Origin of the sequence: Ferroacidibacillus organovorans, from assembly GCF_001642725.1 — a bacterium.
Lineage (GTDB): Bacteria > Bacillota > Bacilli > Alicyclobacillales > SLC66 > Ferroacidibacillus > Ferroacidibacillus organovorans.
In genome coordinates this window covers 51,055-66,293 of record NZ_LSUQ01000007.1, presented here as the reverse complement: position 1 = coordinate 66,293, position 15,239 = coordinate 51,055, and the positions used below count along the sequence as shown (strand labels likewise).

Below are 15,239 nucleotides of genomic sequence, written 5' to 3'. Positions count from 1 at the left end.
CGAATATTATTGTAGAGGGGCGTTTACTGGATGGGTATATCCGGAAAAACTTACCGTCGCTCATTCCAAACCGACGTGCTGTACTTCTCTTTGTAGAGATGTTCTGCCAGTTCTTGCTCACCTTTTGTGAGCGTTTCTTTGACAAGCGAAAGATTTAATCCAACTTCAAATCCGTGCGCAAATGCATTTGCGGCTTCTTCGTATGAAACAATCCGTCCAGTTAAATCCCTCACGCTTACCGCGCGCTCTGCAAACTCTCGCTGCACCGCGCTTCGCTCTTCTTCCGACCTGAACTGTAAAACAGAGAACAGATCTTCTGCAGATAAGTCGAGTAATAATGCCCCGTGTTGGAGCAGCCCGCCATGCGCGCGAACCTGCGCGCTTCCAGCAATTTTTCGTCCATCAACCACAAGCTCATACCACGAAGGCGAGTCAAAACAAGCGGCAGACCCTGCAGAGGCGTATCGTTTGCGCTCTTCCTCATCAGCGAGTGAAACGATCTGCGCGTGCAGGCCAAGTGCTTCAAATCCTGCGCGCAATCCTTCCGACAGCAGTCGGTAGGATTCGACGACAGATACTTGGGCAAACCTGTGCTGGCCTGGGACGTGTACGCTGTACGTAAGTTCACGATCGTGGAGGACTGCGCGTCCACCCGTCATTCGGCGTACCCAATCAAACCCTCGCGCGTGAATTGCTTCAAGGTTCACATCGCGTTTTGTTCGCTGAAAGTATCCGAGTGAGAGGCTCGGTCTCTCCCAAGCGTAAAAGCGGAGCGTCGGAGGGACATCTCCCTGACTTGTCGAAAGCAGAATTGCCTCGTCAATCGCCATATTCATGGCGGCTGAAGACGGACCTGTATTAAGCAGTCGAAACGTTTCTGGCGTTGTCATCAAGCGTTCGTTAGGGCTTCATATTCTTCCGCCGTGAGGAGATGGGTTGGATCTTCCTTTATTTCAACTGCGATCATCCAACCGAGTTCATACGGTTTTGAATTTACATTCTCCGGATTGTCATTGAGAGATTCATTCACCTCGACGACAACCCCAGTCACTGGTGAATAGAGATCAGACACTGTTTTGACAGACTCTACGGTGCCAAACGTCTCACCTTCGCGAACCTCATCCCCAACGGACGGAAGTTCGACGAACACAATATCTCCCAACTCATCTTGGGCGAAATCTGTGATCCCTATGTAGGCGGTCTTCTCTTGAATGCGAATCCATTCATGCTCTTTTGTATAACGCAAATCTTTTGGTGTGTGACTCATGCGTTCGCCTCCCTCTTCTTAGCGTGATTGTACCATTTATTGTGTAGTCCAGCCAATCGATGCCTCGACAAATCGTTCTTCCACTTCATGCGTTTTTTTTCGATTCATAAGTCCTAAGACTGCTTCTCGCGGCGAACAATTGTCGTCTAAAAGATCGGAAATGGCCTCGGCGATCGGCATGGTTACAGCGAGTGATTTGGCTTTCTCCACAGCCACTTTTGTCGTCGTTGCGCCCTCAACGACCATTCCGATTTTTGGAAGGACTTCAGCGATGGACATCCCTTGTCCAAGAAGATAACCTGCATTCCAGTTTCTGCTGAGACGACTGGTGCATGTCACGATCAAATCGCCAATTCCTGTAAGACCTCCGAATGTCGCGGTCGACGCGCCGAGAGCCACGCCGAGACGGGCGATTTCAACAAGTCCACGCGTGATGAGCGCTGCGCGAGCATTATCACCAAACCCGAGGCCGTCAGAGATTCCTGCGCCGAGTGCGATGATATTTTTAAGCGCCCCTCCCAGCTCTACGCCAATCAGATCCGGATTGGTGTACACGCGCAGTGTGTCGCTCATAAACACATCCTGAATTTCCTCAGCATACGATTTGGATGCGCTTGTGGCGACAAGTGTTGTGGGAACATTCTGCGCGAGTTCCTCAGCGTGACTCGGCCCAGACAAAACTGCGAGACGACTGGCTGAAAGCGCAGGTAGTGTTTCAAGAATAACCTCCGATACGCGCTTGCCAGTCACTCGTTCAAGGCCTTTGGCAACGTGAATGACGGAAGTACTTTTATAGAAAGATGCGGGAGCGATGGCGCGCACTTGTACGCAGGCGTCACGCATGAATTGTGTAGGCACAGATAACAGAAGATAATCCACATGAATCCCTTGCCCGAGATCATTTGTGCATACGATGTTTGGATGGAGGAGAACACCTGGAAGATATCTCGTGTTTTCGCGCTTAGTATTTAACTCAGTCATCGTCTTTTCATCACGGCCAATCAGTGTGACGCGATGACCTTGTCGCGCAAGCGTAACGGCAAGCGCCGTTCCAAAACTTCCGGCGCCAAAGATAGCAAAATGCGAGATTGGCGTTCTTATTGCCGACACCAAATCAGCCATGATGCATGATCCCACTTTCTTACGAAGTCCTTGAAAACAAACGATGTTCTTGACCAGAGCGAAGTCTGGCGATGTTGGTGCGATGGCGGATGAATGTCATTATGGCGATCGCGAAAGAGATGAGGATAACCGCCGCATTACCGTGCATAATCCATTGAAAGATCGGCGTTAGAGCGACAAATGTGAGCGACGCAACAGATACATAGCGAAAGAGTAAAAGGAGCGCAATCGCAATCAATCCGGCGTACAGTGCGGGTGCGGCATAGAGAGTTAAGAGTACGCCGATCGTCGTGGCGACTCCCTTCCCTCCGCGAAATCCAAAATAGACAGGCCAATTGTGGCCAACAATCGCAAAAAATCCAGCGAATGCCAAAGCCACTTCGTTCCCTCCTGTGATCAGGTGGGCAAAGGCGATTGCAAATACACCTTTTAGAATATCGATGAACAAAACAAAAACAGCGATTCGCCAGCCAAGAATGCGCAAGGTGTTTGTCGCACCTGCATTGCCACTTCCATGGTTGCGAATGTCTACGCCAGCGAGGGTTCGCCCTAATAGATAGCTCGAAGAGACGGAGCCTAATAAATACGCGACGATGCTTGAGATGAGAATGAGAAAAAACACGCTACCACCTCCTTAAGATCGTTGACGCACAAGAATACGAATCGGGGTGCCATCAAATCCAAACGATTGACGTAGCTGATTTTCAAGATAACGCACATAAGAAAAATGCATCAACTCTGGGGTGTTTACAAAGACAGCAAAGGTCGGCGGTTTGACAGACACTTGCGTTGCGTAGAGAACTTTTAAGCGACGTCCTTTGTCTGTAGGTGGTGGCGTTAACGATACCGCTTCTTGAACAATCGTGTTTACGGTTGATGTTTGAATCCGCATGGCGTGTTGCTCTGCGACATGGGAAGACATTTCGAGTACGCGTGACACACGTCGCCCTGTCTTGGCGGATACAAAAGCCACAGGTGCCCAGCTCATAAACGGAAAATGGGAGCGCAGATTTTTTTCGAATTCTTGTGCAGTTTTATGATCCTTTTCAACAATATCCCATTTATTCACAGCGATCACAAGCGCTTTTCCCGCGTCAAGTGCATAGCCAACAACGTGTTTGTCCTGCTCGATGATGCCCTGCTCTCCATCGATGACAAGAACGGCGACATCACATCGCTCAATCGCTCGTAGCGCGCGCAACACGCTGTACTTTTCTGTCTTCTCGTAGACTTTGCCTCGCTTGCGTACGCCCGCCGTGTCAATGAGTACGTAGGGATTTCCTGCAAACGTGAGTTCTGTATCAATCGCATCACGCGTTGTTCCGGCAATGTTGCTTACGAGAACGCGCTCTTCTCCGAGCAGTGCATTGATCATCGAAGACTTACCGACGTTCGGGCGGCCGATAATCGCGATGCGGATCGCATCTTCTGCGTAACTCGGTTCTTCTTGATCAAGTGGAAAATGATTAACCACCTCATCGAGCAAATCACCAATTCCAAGTCCGTGTTCCGCAGAGATGGACAGCGCTTCGCCAAACCCGAGTTGATAGAACTCATAGGCGTGACTCAAGCGACCAGGATGATCCGCTTTGTTCACCGCGACAATGACGCGTTTATGGGATCTGCGCAGACGATCGGCAATCTCTTCATCGGCACTCGTCAGTCCAGACTGCCCGTCCACCAAAAAAACAATCACGTGCGCCTCATCGATCGCAAGTTCCACTTGCGCGCGAATTCTCGCCGCAATCTCGTCATCCTCACCGAAATCGAGTCCTCCAGTGTCAATGATGCGAAACGAAGTCCCAGACCACTCCGACGCTGCAAAAATGCGATCGCGAGTAATGCCTGGTCGATCTTCAACAATGGCGATGCGCTCGCCGACGATCTTGTTAAAAAGTGTAGACTTACCCACATTGGGTCGTCCCACAATTGCCATGACTGGTGTAGCCACTAAAATACCTTCTTTCCTTTACGACTACTTCAAAGTAACCCTACGCCATCGCTCGCGCAAACGTACCTTCATACCGTTTGCGCAAAGGCAATGCTTCAAGCGCCCCAAGCGCGCCGTGTATCAACCCGCTCGCCGTTGGTGGTACAATCAGAACTTTACAACGCAACGCTTCAGATACCTGTTGTACAGTGAAATCGTCAAGAAAAACATCCTCTTCATCTTTCAACATCACATCTGGGAGCAATATTGTGTCGGCAGTAAGGGATGTTTCCAGTTGATGGACGATATCCTGGCCAGTAATCAAACCGGTCACCGTGACTTCTTCCCCGTAAAACGCATTGCGAATCACATGGACATCAATAGCGAGATTTGCAATTTGACTGAGTTTTGAGACGGCCTCCTTCATCGTTTTACTCGCAGATGTTCCGGTAACGATGGCAATGTGTCGCGGTGCGTCAAGTCCAGTCGGGAGCGTATTCTCAAGCGCCTGGAATTCGTCGATAAACGTTCGCAGCATTCCGACTCCGTTTTCAACCTGCGCAAACTCATCATAATACTCCGCTGATGGAATGTCGGTGTTAGCCAGCACATAGAATTCATCCGACGCGTGAACGAAATTCACGCCGAGTTTTGGGCGCAAAATCCCCTGCCATCGCTCAATCTGGCGAACGGTTCGCCGCGCCTCAATTGAAGTGCAGCCGCGAAGGGCAGATAACCCTTTGCGGTGTTTCGTCAAGCCGACCGGAACGACAGATAACGTACGAACAGCAGGATAAAATTGAGCGAGTTCCTCAATGGTACGATCAAGTTCGGCGCCGTCATTCCACTCAGGGCACAGCACGATCTGGGTATTCATCTCAATTTCATGTTCTGCCAAATAGCGAATCTGATTGAGAATTTCACCCGATTTTTTATTGACAAGCATTTGCTCGCGAAGTTCCGGGTTGGTCGTATGAACACTGATATTAATGGGCGACATCTTAAGTTCGGCCATTCGTTCAAGTTCACCCGATTTCAAGTTGGTGAGTGTCACGAAGTTCCCATGCAAGAACGAAAGTCGATAATCATCGTCGCGCATGTTAAGCGTCTTTCTCATATTTCCGGGGATTTGATCGACAAAGCAAAAGACACATTTGTTGTGGCAAAGTTTCACGCGATCAACCGTCGCATGCTCCCACTCCACGCCAAGCATCTCATCATACGCTTTATCGACTTCAATGAGCCACTCTTCTCCATCGCACTTTTTTACTTCAATTTCTAAATACTCACCCGCGAGTGCAAACTGCAAATCTACAATGTCCCGAATTGGCTGCCCATTGATTGAGACCACTTCATCGCCAGGTTCGATCTGCAATTCTTCCGCTAGAGAATCTGCGCTGACAGTGCGCACCTTAGGCACAGTCATCTAACCTCCTTCGCATAGCAATCCATTGTCGCATATTCAAATTCATTCAGTCAAATGGAAACAACCGTCTTATGCCACTGCGATGGCACCAGACGGTATGGATCCTGTGTCACTTGAAGATTACCTGACCAAATTCTGAAGATGCTCTAAAAAATGATCGTTTCTCACACGCATTTGTTCAAGAATGTCAGGATTTGAAACGATCTCTTAACAAGTCACCAAAAAGGTCCCCAAGCGTGGTTTGTTGAGATTCCGAATTGGACTTCTCTGTCCATTCAGGAGCTCGTCGTTTTTCTTCGCGCATCTGAGCCTCTTTGATTGAAAGTGACATCCGCTCTTCCTCGGGACGAATGTCGAGCACTTTGACCATGACCCGTTGCCCCGGTTCGAGAACGTCTGAAGGCTGATCAACGCGCTGTCGGGAGATTTGCGAGACGTGCACTAAACCCTCGACCCCCGGTGCCACTTCGACAAATGCGCCGAATGACGAAAGGCGGCGCACCTCCCCTTCGACAATATCCCCAATCTGAAACGCTTTGCTCGCTTTTTGCCAAGGGCTTTCCTGAGTGTGTTTCATGCTGAGAGACACCTTGCCGTTTTCAGGTTCTACGCGAAGTACGCGAACCTCAATTTCATCGCCGATCGAAATCACTTCTTCAGGACGTGCGACGCGCGACCAAGACATTTCAGACACGTGCAATAGACCATCAATTCCACCGAGATCAATAAAGGCGCCAAACTGAGTCATACGGGCAACACGCCCATGCACCAAATCCCCCGGGTGGAAGTCATGGATTCGTTCGGCGCGCGCAGACTGTTCTTCCATTTCAAGCACGCGCTTGCGGGAGATGATCAATCGCTTATTCTCTTCGTCAACTTCTGTCACGATCACATACACATCCGAACCGACAAGCGGAGTCAGATCTGCCGCAAAGCGAAGGTCGGACTGTGATGCCGGCATAAATGCGCGCGCACCCATAAGGTCTGCGACAAGACCGCCTTTTACCGCCGTCGCAATCGTCACTTCGATCACTTCTTGTGATTCTGCGAGTGCGCGCAACGTTTCCCACGTTGACGCATCCACTGCATTTTTACGTGAAAGGCGCACCGTTCCGTCTTCTTCTTCGCGAAGGATCACCGCGCGAATGGTCTGACCGACTCTGGCCATAACCGTCAGATCTCCGCCCGTTGCCTGTGAGAATTGCGCACGCGAGATAACGCCCTCGCGAGTGCCATCAAACTGTACAAAGACGGCGTCGCTCTCAACACGCGTGACAACCGCATCTAATGGTTTTGCTTCACTCGCTACTTCCTTGGATTGTTCTTCATTTACAAGTTCAGACATCTATAAATCCTCCTCGTGAGCTCGCAGCAGCGGTTGCAGTCGAACCATGCAGACTGCAAACAGGGCGATCAGTGGTATGTACAAAATCCCCGCAAGAAGCAAGGAGACAACATGTTCTTGATACAATAATCCCACACTGAAACAGGCAACTGCAAGTGAAACGCCAATCGAAAAAAAACGTTTTCGAAATGCTGCTCGTTCCGCCAAACTTTTCTTGACAAGTTTGGCACTGATCTGTCTTGCGTATAACTGCAAAATCAGCACAATACCACAAAACATCAGCACCGGTTCCAAAACGCGACTCATCCTTGTTCGACCTCTCGCGCAAGTTCTCTCATCTTCGTGGCAATGATCTCCGTGGCGTGACTGATCGCTGCACGACCTTTAAGCGATTTCGCTTGCTCATCGAGTTGAAACGGAGCGCCAAACTGCATGCGTAGTCCCCCGAACGGAAGATAGTGACCGCGAATTGCAACAGGTACAATCTGAGCATCGGATCGCAGCGCCAGCATGGAGGCGCCAGGCTGAAGTTCTGTGAGCTGCCCTTTTAGCTTGCGCGTTCCTTCTGGAAACATGACAAGAACTTCACCTTGTTCGAGAATTTGAAGCGATGTTCGCAATGCGCCGCGATCCCCTGCCCCGCGCCGAATGGGGAACGCATGAAGTTTGTGCATGATATGGCCAAGCCATTTCAAACTAAATAGTTCTTCTTTTGCAAGAAAAGCGACTTCCCGTTTTGAAAAACACCCGACTAAAACAGGATCCCAGTTGGATTTATGCGTGCTGCATAATAGAACAGCCCCCTGATCGGGAAGATGCTCCTGTCCTGTAACGCGGATTTGAAATAGCAGGATCACGACATACCGCATGAAATCACGAGCGAACTGATAGACTGTCAATGCCTCACCTCGTTGTGCATGCGAGCTTGACAAAGGCTTACAACCATCGCAGTCACTTCATGAATCGCAAGGCATGACGTATCCAAGACAACCGCATCGCTGGCAGGCCGCATGGGAGCAATCTCCCTTCTCCCGTCAATTTCGTCGCGCTCATGCAAAAGCTTCATCACGTCTGCGACAGATCCTGTAAATCCTTGTCGTACGAGTTCTTCGTGGCGCCTTCGCGCACGCACGTCAAGTGTCGCTGTCAAATAAACCTTCACGACCGCGTCAGGCAAGACATGCGTGCCAATGTCCCGACCGTCCATCACGACACTGTGTGCGGTGCGCGCCATCTCACGTTGTTTTTCAACAAGGCACTCACGAACGCGCGCATGCTTTGCGACAAGCGGAACAAGCGCCCCGACTTCGGACGAACGGATCGCATCGGTAACGTCCACACCGTCAAGGTGCACCACTTGACCGTGTTCGGAAGGGATAAACATCAGTTGCATCGCATTGGCGAGATTAGATAAACCCGTTTCATCTTGCATCGTGACATGGCGTTTAATTGCCAAATACGTGACACAGCGGTACATCGCGCCACTATCTACATAGGTCATCTGAAGTCGTTTTGCAACTTCTTTCGCGACGGTGCTCTTTCCTGCTCCGGCGGGACCATCAAGCGCGATTTTCACGATTTCTTCCCCCGGCCTTCCAATTGCTTTCGATAGACAAATTGAAGAATCTGGCGCTGTTCTTTATCCTTTAAATCGACGAGGCGAACCGCATAGAGCGGAATCGCGCGTCCTATTTGCTCAATCCGCACCAGATCTCCCTGCGCGTCGATCATCTGTAACCCATCTCGCGTTCGCAAGAAGAGTTTGAGCGAAACAGACGTTCCGAGGGTAAGACAAGGTTCATCCTCAAGATAAAAAGAAAGACCACCTGCACTTAAATCGTGCGTAATCGCTTTTATCGTGCGCAAACCTTCATTCTCATTCATAAGGCATGTGCATTGGATCTCCACGGAGACCCCTACGCGAACATATTCGCGCTGTTGAATTTTTTGGATCGCCTCTTCATGTGGTCTTTCAATCACAATCACGTCGTCCGCGCCATCCTCTTCGATCGCTGCGATGCGCGAAGACGCGATACAAAGTGCACCGCTTGAGGAGCGAAACTGGATCTGTAGCACCTCACCAAGACGAGTCTCCCAATCGAACTCATCTTTACTTGTTCGCGAACGAAGATAAAGCTGTGTTTCACTCTCATTAATCACCGTTGCCTGTAACCCTTTTGTACCATAAAGTTCACAATCTACAATTTGCCCAATAGACGGGTACGCCATGCCGCCCCTCCCTCACTCCACTCTATTATAGCGATTGAGAGGCATACACAAAAGAGGAGGATTGGAATTCCCCCTCCTTTTGCAAAAAATCGCGTTCTCGATTGAGCTTTCGGTTGTGAATCTACAATTTTGTCTGCTTTGCGATCGCAAGTACACGCCCATTCTGTGCATCGACATCAACGATATACGTGTTCGTGCCGCGCATTGCAAAAAAACGATACGCTAATCGCGGATCATCGCCGTGCGGCGCACAAACCACAAGTTGCGCATGGGCCGTTTTAACTCCTGCAGAAAACGCCTTTACGGCATCTTGGGCAGTGATCTTAGGCGTGAACGTACCGCGATAAGGTTCTGCCTCGAAATAAGCAGATGCGTCATAGTGGGTCACACGGCGCGCACCCTGCGCAACCGTGACGAGAATGGTCTGATTCTCCAGTGGAACCCCTTGTCGCAGTGGCGCAAACTTCGTGAAGATTTGACCGTGATATGCATCGCTCTCAACAAGTGTCACAGATGGGAACCCATGCTGCCAAAGAAACTGCTTTGCAATGGAACGACCGTCCGCGACGGAGGTGCCTGTCCCTCCTGAGAATCCTTCACGCGCCATTTCAAAAACGTAGCCGCCATGTTGGAAAACGGATACGTAAAGCGGTGAACTCTGCGGGCCACTCGGATGAAATGTCACGAGATAAAACGGATGCGCACTCCCCGTTCCATACGCCGCAACATAGGGATTCTTACCAACAGTTCCTCCGACAAATGAGGTCGCGCGTGCGATTGCCTGCTGACTCGATATGACGGAACCAACCGACGCGAGAGAAGGTTCATCGTGAACAGGATCGCGATCTGCTGCAAACGACTTGAGATAGACCGCTTGATGGGTAGCGCGCAGCGAGAATACGGTTTGGTTCATCTTCGTAAACTGCTTTGCAAGCGGAGATGCGTTCACTGCGCTCGCGCCGAATTTAACAAAGTTCGTCAACGGATAACTTCCTCTAAAACCAGAACGTTGAATCGTCCGCAGCTGCTGCTCGACGCGCGTCGCGTCTGATGCCATGGTAGATAGATCGGATCGTTCAGACGGTGTGAGCGGTGTGGCTGCTGCATGGAGATCCATCAACTGTGTGCAGCGCGTCTCAACATCGTGGAAAAATGCTGTCAACGGATGAGACTGGACACTGATTGGCAAACTGCCGCTCGCCCGCGCTGCGAGTGCAGCATGCTGTGCGGCACTGCGCAGTTCGCGATTGATCGTCAGTGTCTGCGTTGTGACTTCTGCGCGTCTTAACGCATCTTGCATCTCATCAGCGTCATAGGATACGTTGTGATAGATGGTTTGGTATCCCAGTTCCACTTGCGATACGGCCGCTGACCGCTTTGTGTGTTCATTGTATCCATACAGCGACACCGCAAATAATCCGACTGCCAAGGCCGGAATAAGCGCCCACGCATAACCGCGATGATCCATGTCGACTTCCTCCTTTCAATCAATCATTTTGCAAAGACGTGATTGCCGATACGAAGCATGATCGGTTGTGACCAAACCCACGGAGATGTGGCGGTCGCTGGATTCCAATAATAGAGAGCGCCGTGCGTTGGGTCGTAGCCGTGGATGGCGTCGAGCACCGCAGCCGTCGCCTCTGGATCTGTACCGAGTGAAGCCTGCCCGTTTGATACGGCGGTAAACGCACCTGGCTGATACAAGATGGCCGGGATGCTGTGCGGGAAAAGGCTAGAGTGTAATCGATTCATCATGACTGCCGCAACGGCAACTTGTCCGATAAACGGTTGCCCGCGCGCTTCTCCATAGACGACTTGTGACATCATTTGAATGTCGTTGGCCGAAATCCCGTTGACCCCACTGCTTGGAATCGTCACATTGGTCCCGGCGGACGGCGGTGTCAATGCTGCCGTAGAAGATGGTGCAGGTGCGGTCTGAGCCACTGTGTTGGTTGGCACAATGTGTGTGGGTGGTGGTGACGTCATGGGGGTTGGAGAAGGTGTTCCTCCTTGAATTTGAGTCGATGTCGTCCCAAAATTGGCGCGTAGGGCTGAGTGAAGCATGTTCAGCGTTTGCGCCCCGGCTAGTCCATCGATTGGCAATCCAAATTTGTTCTGAAAATCGCGAACCGCCCAATAGGTCTGCCACGTATAAATTCCATCGATCGGCCCGTTATAGTAACCGAGTCGCTTAAGATTGGCCTGAACTTCCACGACGGATGTACCACGTTCACCGGGCATGAGTGCCCATGTTTCTGCGTGGGTGTGCGCCGATGGCAGGATGCCCGCAACCATTGTAAAAACCGTCAGTGACACAACAGCGAGCCATGAACGCCTCACTCTCATCACTCCTCACAGGCGAATTGAGACTAGTGTCTGTGAAGAACGGAAAATTTATGTGGCAAATCCACAACAAAAGCCACCTCACATGAAGAAGGTGGCTTTTGTTGTGGAATTTTCATTTACTTGACTCTTACCGGAGACTTTTTAAAAGCTCCTTATACCAAGGTTTCAATGTCAAATTCTCGATCATTGTCACAAAGACAACGACGAAACCCCGTTTCCACGTGACCTCTGCCGTCTTTAACACCGCGGAGGATAAAGACTTCTCCACATTTTCTGCAGCGTATATGAATTTTCACCCTACCGCTTGAACCCATCATCTCGCTTGCATTTTCGTGCAGAGAAAGAGTATCGCTACGCATAGTGACATGCCCCCCTACAAAACCAATCCGTTCCAGTATGCGCCAGTTGGGTGGTAAATCATACCCATCCGCGCAGTTCCACCGCCTCTGCCATTCGTCGTACGCCTACCATATAGGCCGCGAGTCGCATGTCAATTTTCCGCGCAGTGGCTGTTGCATAAACCGTCTCAAAAGATCGCATCATGACTTCTTCCAAACGAGTCATGACATCCTCTTCTGTCCAATAATACCCTTGGTTATTTTGTACCCACTCAAAGTAAGAAACGATTACACCGCCTGAATTGCCGAGCACATCCGGTACTAACAGGATTCCGCGTTCCGTCAAGATTCGCGTAGCTTCATTGGTCGTCGGGCCATTCGCCGCCTCGACGACAATTTGCGCCTGAATCTTATCCGCATTTTCCTGCGTGATCTGATTCTCAATCGCTGCCGGTACAAGAATATCACAGGGTTGTTCCAAAAGTTCCTTGTTGGAAATTGTGTTTTTGAACAGCTTCGTCACAGTCCCAAATGAGTCGCGTCGCTCAAGAAGTGAAGGAATATCAAGGCCGCGTTCGTCGTACAGTGCGCCGTATGCATCTGAGATACCGATCACTTTTGCGCCTTCATCATGCATGAATTTCGCCAAATAACTTCCGGCGTTTCCAAACCCCTGCACGATTACGCGCGCGTCTTTTAAAACGAGGCCGCGAACGCGAGCCGCTTCTCGTATGCAGATCGCAACGCCACGCGCAGTCGATGTGTCCCGTCCTTGTGAACCGCCGAGAACGATCGGCTTTCCAGTAATAAATCCAGGCGAGTCAAACTCTTTAATTCGGCTGTACTCGTCCATCATCCATGCCATGACCTGAGAATTCGTCATCACATCTGGAGCCGGGATATCTTTTGAAGGCCCGACGATTTGGCTGATTGCGCGAACATAGCCGCGCGCCAGGCGTTCCTGTTCACGGAATGACATTTCACGTGGATCACAGATTACGCCGCCCTTGCCGCCACCGTAAGGTAGGTTGGCAATTCCACATTTTACGCTCATCCAAACAGATAATGCCTTGACCTCATCTTCCGTCACGTCCGGGTGAAAGCGAATACCGCCTTTTGTGGGACCCACCGAATCGTTATGTTGCGCACGATATCCAGTAAACACCTTAACTTGTCCATCATCCATGCGCACAGGAAAACGAACGGTCAGAACGCGCATCGGCTCTTTTAATAACTCATACATATCATTTCCATAGCCTAGCTTTGACAACGCATCTTTAATGACCATTTGGGTGCTCGTTAATACATTGAGATTCTCGGACAACTCTTGATGATCCACGAAAATGCCACCTCTTTTTTTCGCGAACAGGCCAATTTACATAGCGACAGTATAACAGGGTTGCGGAAAATTGGTCAAATGCTCCTACAACCCTGCCGACTCAAAGCGATTGTAAACGGCACAGTCGACGTTATGGATGTGCTCGTTGATAGGCTTGCGAAACGAGTTGATCGATCAGGGCTTCAAAAGACAGTCCGGCTGCGCGTGCAGCATCAGGCACAAGGCTCGTCGCAGTCATGCCTGGCAATGTATTCACTTCTAACAGTACAGGGCCATTTTCGCCCACCATAAAATCCACCCGTCCATAATCGCGACAGCCAAGTTCTGTGTATGCTGTCAATGCATACGTTTCAACTTGTGAAAGCAATTCTTCAGGGAGCCGAGCAGGAATGATATGCTCACTCCCATTCATACCATATTTTGATTCATAGTCATAGACTTCAGCTTTTGGAATAATTTCAATGGTGCCAAGCACGCGTGGAGGGTTCTGCGCGTCGCGCGCCGTGCCGACGACAACTACCGTCACTTCCATTCCGCGTATATAAGATTCCACGAGAATGCTATCATCGTGCGCAAACGCTTGTCTGATTCCTTGCTTCAGAAGCGATTCCGTAGTGGCAAGTGTCAGACCAAACGTGCTGCCTTCCCGATTCGGCTTCACAATCACTGGGAGTGTCAGGTGACTCAGGATATCATCCATCATGCGCTCCACTTGATCTTCCTCAGGCGCCCTGTGGGAAACATAAACACGATCATCAGCCAGTGGAATACCGAGGGGACGTAAAATGCGTTTTGTCATCACCTTGTCCATTGCGAGCGCACTGCTGAGCACTGCTGAACCGACGTATGGGATGCCAAGAATCTCGAGCGCGCCTTGGATCGCCCCATCTTCCCCCAATCTTCCATGTAAGCCTAGAAAAACCAAATCCGGTTGGTACCGTTTCAATTCGTCAAACAATGTTTGGTCGACGTCCATTCCGCATACTTCATAACCGTAAGAAGATAGCGCTTGAAGAATTGCGCGGCCGGAGTTTAGAGAAACCTCTCGCTCAGCAGACGTTCCACCGTAAATCACTGCAATTTTCATAGGGTGCATGCCTCATTTCTTCATGTGTTGCACCATCTCTATGATCGATGCGTGAGTGTGGTTACCGAATCAAAGAATCATTTTACAATTCAAAGAAAGTGCGAAGCATATCAAGCGCATGCTCTGAGACCAGTGTTCCATACTCATCTAGCATTGCGCGCGTAACATTCACCAATTCCCCGTACTCGTGAAGAATAGACCAAACCGTGTCATAAACACGTTCCGATAGCGAATCATCTGGAAAAAATACATGGTACGTTTTGCGATAGACATACAATCTGCAGTCGAGATCCTCAATTTGCGCCAATGCCTTTCCAACACGGACGACATCCTCGAAATCCGCGAACGAAAAGACAAAGGAATCGTATGGGTCGCGCTCCATCTCAGGTTCATCCGTGAGTTCAGAGAGTGATCCCGGCACAGGGAGTGATGGAACTTGTGTCACGATGATGACCACACCTTCCGAAGGCATTGTAAACGCCTCTACGGCAATCGGGCCAATCATTTCAAAACCCACTTCTGCATACGCAACTTCCATCATATCCCAAAATAATTCCTGTACCTTCTTGCCGTTTTGGAACATCTCATCCCGTTCAATGCCCCGCGACGCGAGATCTTCGTAACTGACAAAGATCCGGATCTTATTTTTTGCAATCTTTTCAACCCGCATCTCGTCTTCATCTCCTTCGCTGTCCTTGCATTCTACTGAAACGCTGTAGGGAGCAACGCAACGTCACGCGAGCATATAGACATGATACTCAACCGATCGAAAAGTTGCCACCTCAATCGTTGCGTGTTTCTGGTCGATTC

The 15,239-nt window shown here is 50.2% G+C and carries 16 protein-coding genes; all 16 read right to left on the bottom strand.

What is annotated here, in order from left to right; translation table 11 throughout:
* Window positions 1-50: 50 nt before the first annotated feature.
* A complete protein-coding gene (locus AYW79_RS04030) occupies window positions 51-890 on the bottom strand; it encodes a lipoate--protein ligase family protein (protein WP_067561948.1) in 840 nt (279 codons plus the stop codon).
* A complete protein-coding gene (gcvH, locus tag AYW79_RS04025; protein WP_067561945.1) occupies window positions 890-1,267 on the bottom strand; it encodes a glycine cleavage system protein GcvH in 378 nt (125 codons plus the stop codon). The genes AYW79_RS04030 and gcvH overlap by 1 nt, the downstream gene beginning before the upstream one ends.
* Before the next feature lie 36 nt (window positions 1,268-1,303).
* Complete coding sequence (locus AYW79_RS04020) at window positions 1,304-2,389, bottom strand: NAD(P)H-dependent glycerol-3-phosphate dehydrogenase (protein WP_067561943.1); 1,086 nt, start codon at window positions 2,387-2,389, stop codon at window positions 1,304-1,306.
* 19 nt (window positions 2,390-2,408) lie between these two features.
* Window positions 2,409-3,011 carry a glycerol-3-phosphate 1-O-acyltransferase PlsY gene (plsY, locus tag AYW79_RS04015; protein WP_231877831.1) on the bottom strand — a complete coding sequence of 201 codons (603 nt, stop codon included), beginning with the start codon at window positions 3,009-3,011 and terminating at the stop codon, window positions 2,409-2,411.
* A 12-nt stretch (window positions 3,012-3,023) separates the two neighbouring features.
* Window positions 3,024-4,340, bottom strand: a complete 1,317-nt coding sequence (der, locus tag AYW79_RS04010; protein WP_067561940.1) for a ribosome biogenesis GTPase Der — start codon at window positions 4,338-4,340, stop codon at window positions 3,024-3,026.
* Between the two features lie 40 nt (window positions 4,341-4,380).
* Window positions 4,381-5,739, bottom strand: coding sequence for a DUF512 domain-containing protein (locus AYW79_RS04005; protein WP_067953132.1), 1,359 nt, complete (start codon window positions 5,737-5,739; stop codon window positions 4,381-4,383).
* A gap of 193 nt (window positions 5,740-5,932) precedes the next feature.
* Window positions 5,933-7,090, bottom strand: a complete 1,158-nt coding sequence (gene rpsA / locus AYW79_RS04000; protein ID WP_067561935.1) for a 30S ribosomal protein S1 — start codon at window positions 7,088-7,090, stop codon at window positions 5,933-5,935.
* Entirely contained in the window at window positions 7,091-7,396 is a 306-nt protein-coding gene (locus AYW79_RS03995) for a hypothetical protein (RefSeq protein ID WP_067561932.1), read from the bottom strand.
* The gene (locus tag AYW79_RS03990; protein WP_067561929.1) at window positions 7,393-7,989 is read right to left on the bottom strand and encodes a lysophospholipid acyltransferase family protein; all 597 of its coding nucleotides are present in this window, start codon (window positions 7,987-7,989) and stop codon (window positions 7,393-7,395) included. Before AYW79_RS03990 ends, AYW79_RS03995 begins: the two co-directional genes overlap by 4 nt.
* Window positions 7,986-8,666: a (d)CMP kinase gene (gene cmk, locus AYW79_RS03985; RefSeq protein WP_231877830.1), complete on the bottom strand. Its 681-nt coding sequence runs from the start codon at window positions 8,664-8,666 to the stop codon at window positions 7,986-7,988. Before cmk ends, AYW79_RS03990 begins: the two co-directional genes overlap by 4 nt.
* Window positions 8,663-9,319: a flagellar brake protein gene (locus AYW79_RS03980; protein WP_067561924.1), complete on the bottom strand. Its 657-nt coding sequence runs from the start codon at window positions 9,317-9,319 to the stop codon at window positions 8,663-8,665. Before AYW79_RS03980 ends, cmk begins: the two co-directional genes overlap by 4 nt.
* Window positions 9,320-9,440: 121 nt before the next feature.
* The gene (locus AYW79_RS03975) at window positions 9,441-10,787 is read right to left on the bottom strand and encodes a PepSY1/2 domain-containing protein (protein WP_067561921.1); all 1,347 of its coding nucleotides are present in this window, start codon (window positions 10,785-10,787) and stop codon (window positions 9,441-9,443) included.
* Between the two features lie 23 nt (window positions 10,788-10,810).
* Window positions 10,811-11,659, bottom strand: a complete 849-nt coding sequence (gene sleB / locus AYW79_RS03970) for a spore cortex-lytic enzyme (protein ID WP_067561917.1) — start codon at window positions 11,657-11,659, stop codon at window positions 10,811-10,813.
* Between the two features lie 423 nt (window positions 11,660-12,082).
* Entirely contained in the window at window positions 12,083-13,291 is a 1,209-nt protein-coding gene (locus AYW79_RS03960; RefSeq protein WP_079290392.1) for a Glu/Leu/Phe/Val family dehydrogenase, read from the bottom strand.
* 181 nt (window positions 13,292-13,472) lie between these two features.
* On the bottom strand, window positions 13,473-14,429 hold the full coding sequence (locus AYW79_RS03955) for a D-alanine--D-alanine ligase (RefSeq protein WP_067561909.1): 957 nt from the start codon (window positions 14,427-14,429) through the stop codon (window positions 13,473-13,475).
* Between the two features lie 82 nt (window positions 14,430-14,511).
* Window positions 14,512-15,099: an adaptor protein MecA gene (locus AYW79_RS03950; RefSeq protein ID WP_067561906.1), complete on the bottom strand. Its 588-nt coding sequence runs from the start codon at window positions 15,097-15,099 to the stop codon at window positions 14,512-14,514.
* Between the last annotated feature and the right edge of the window lie 140 nt (window positions 15,100-15,239).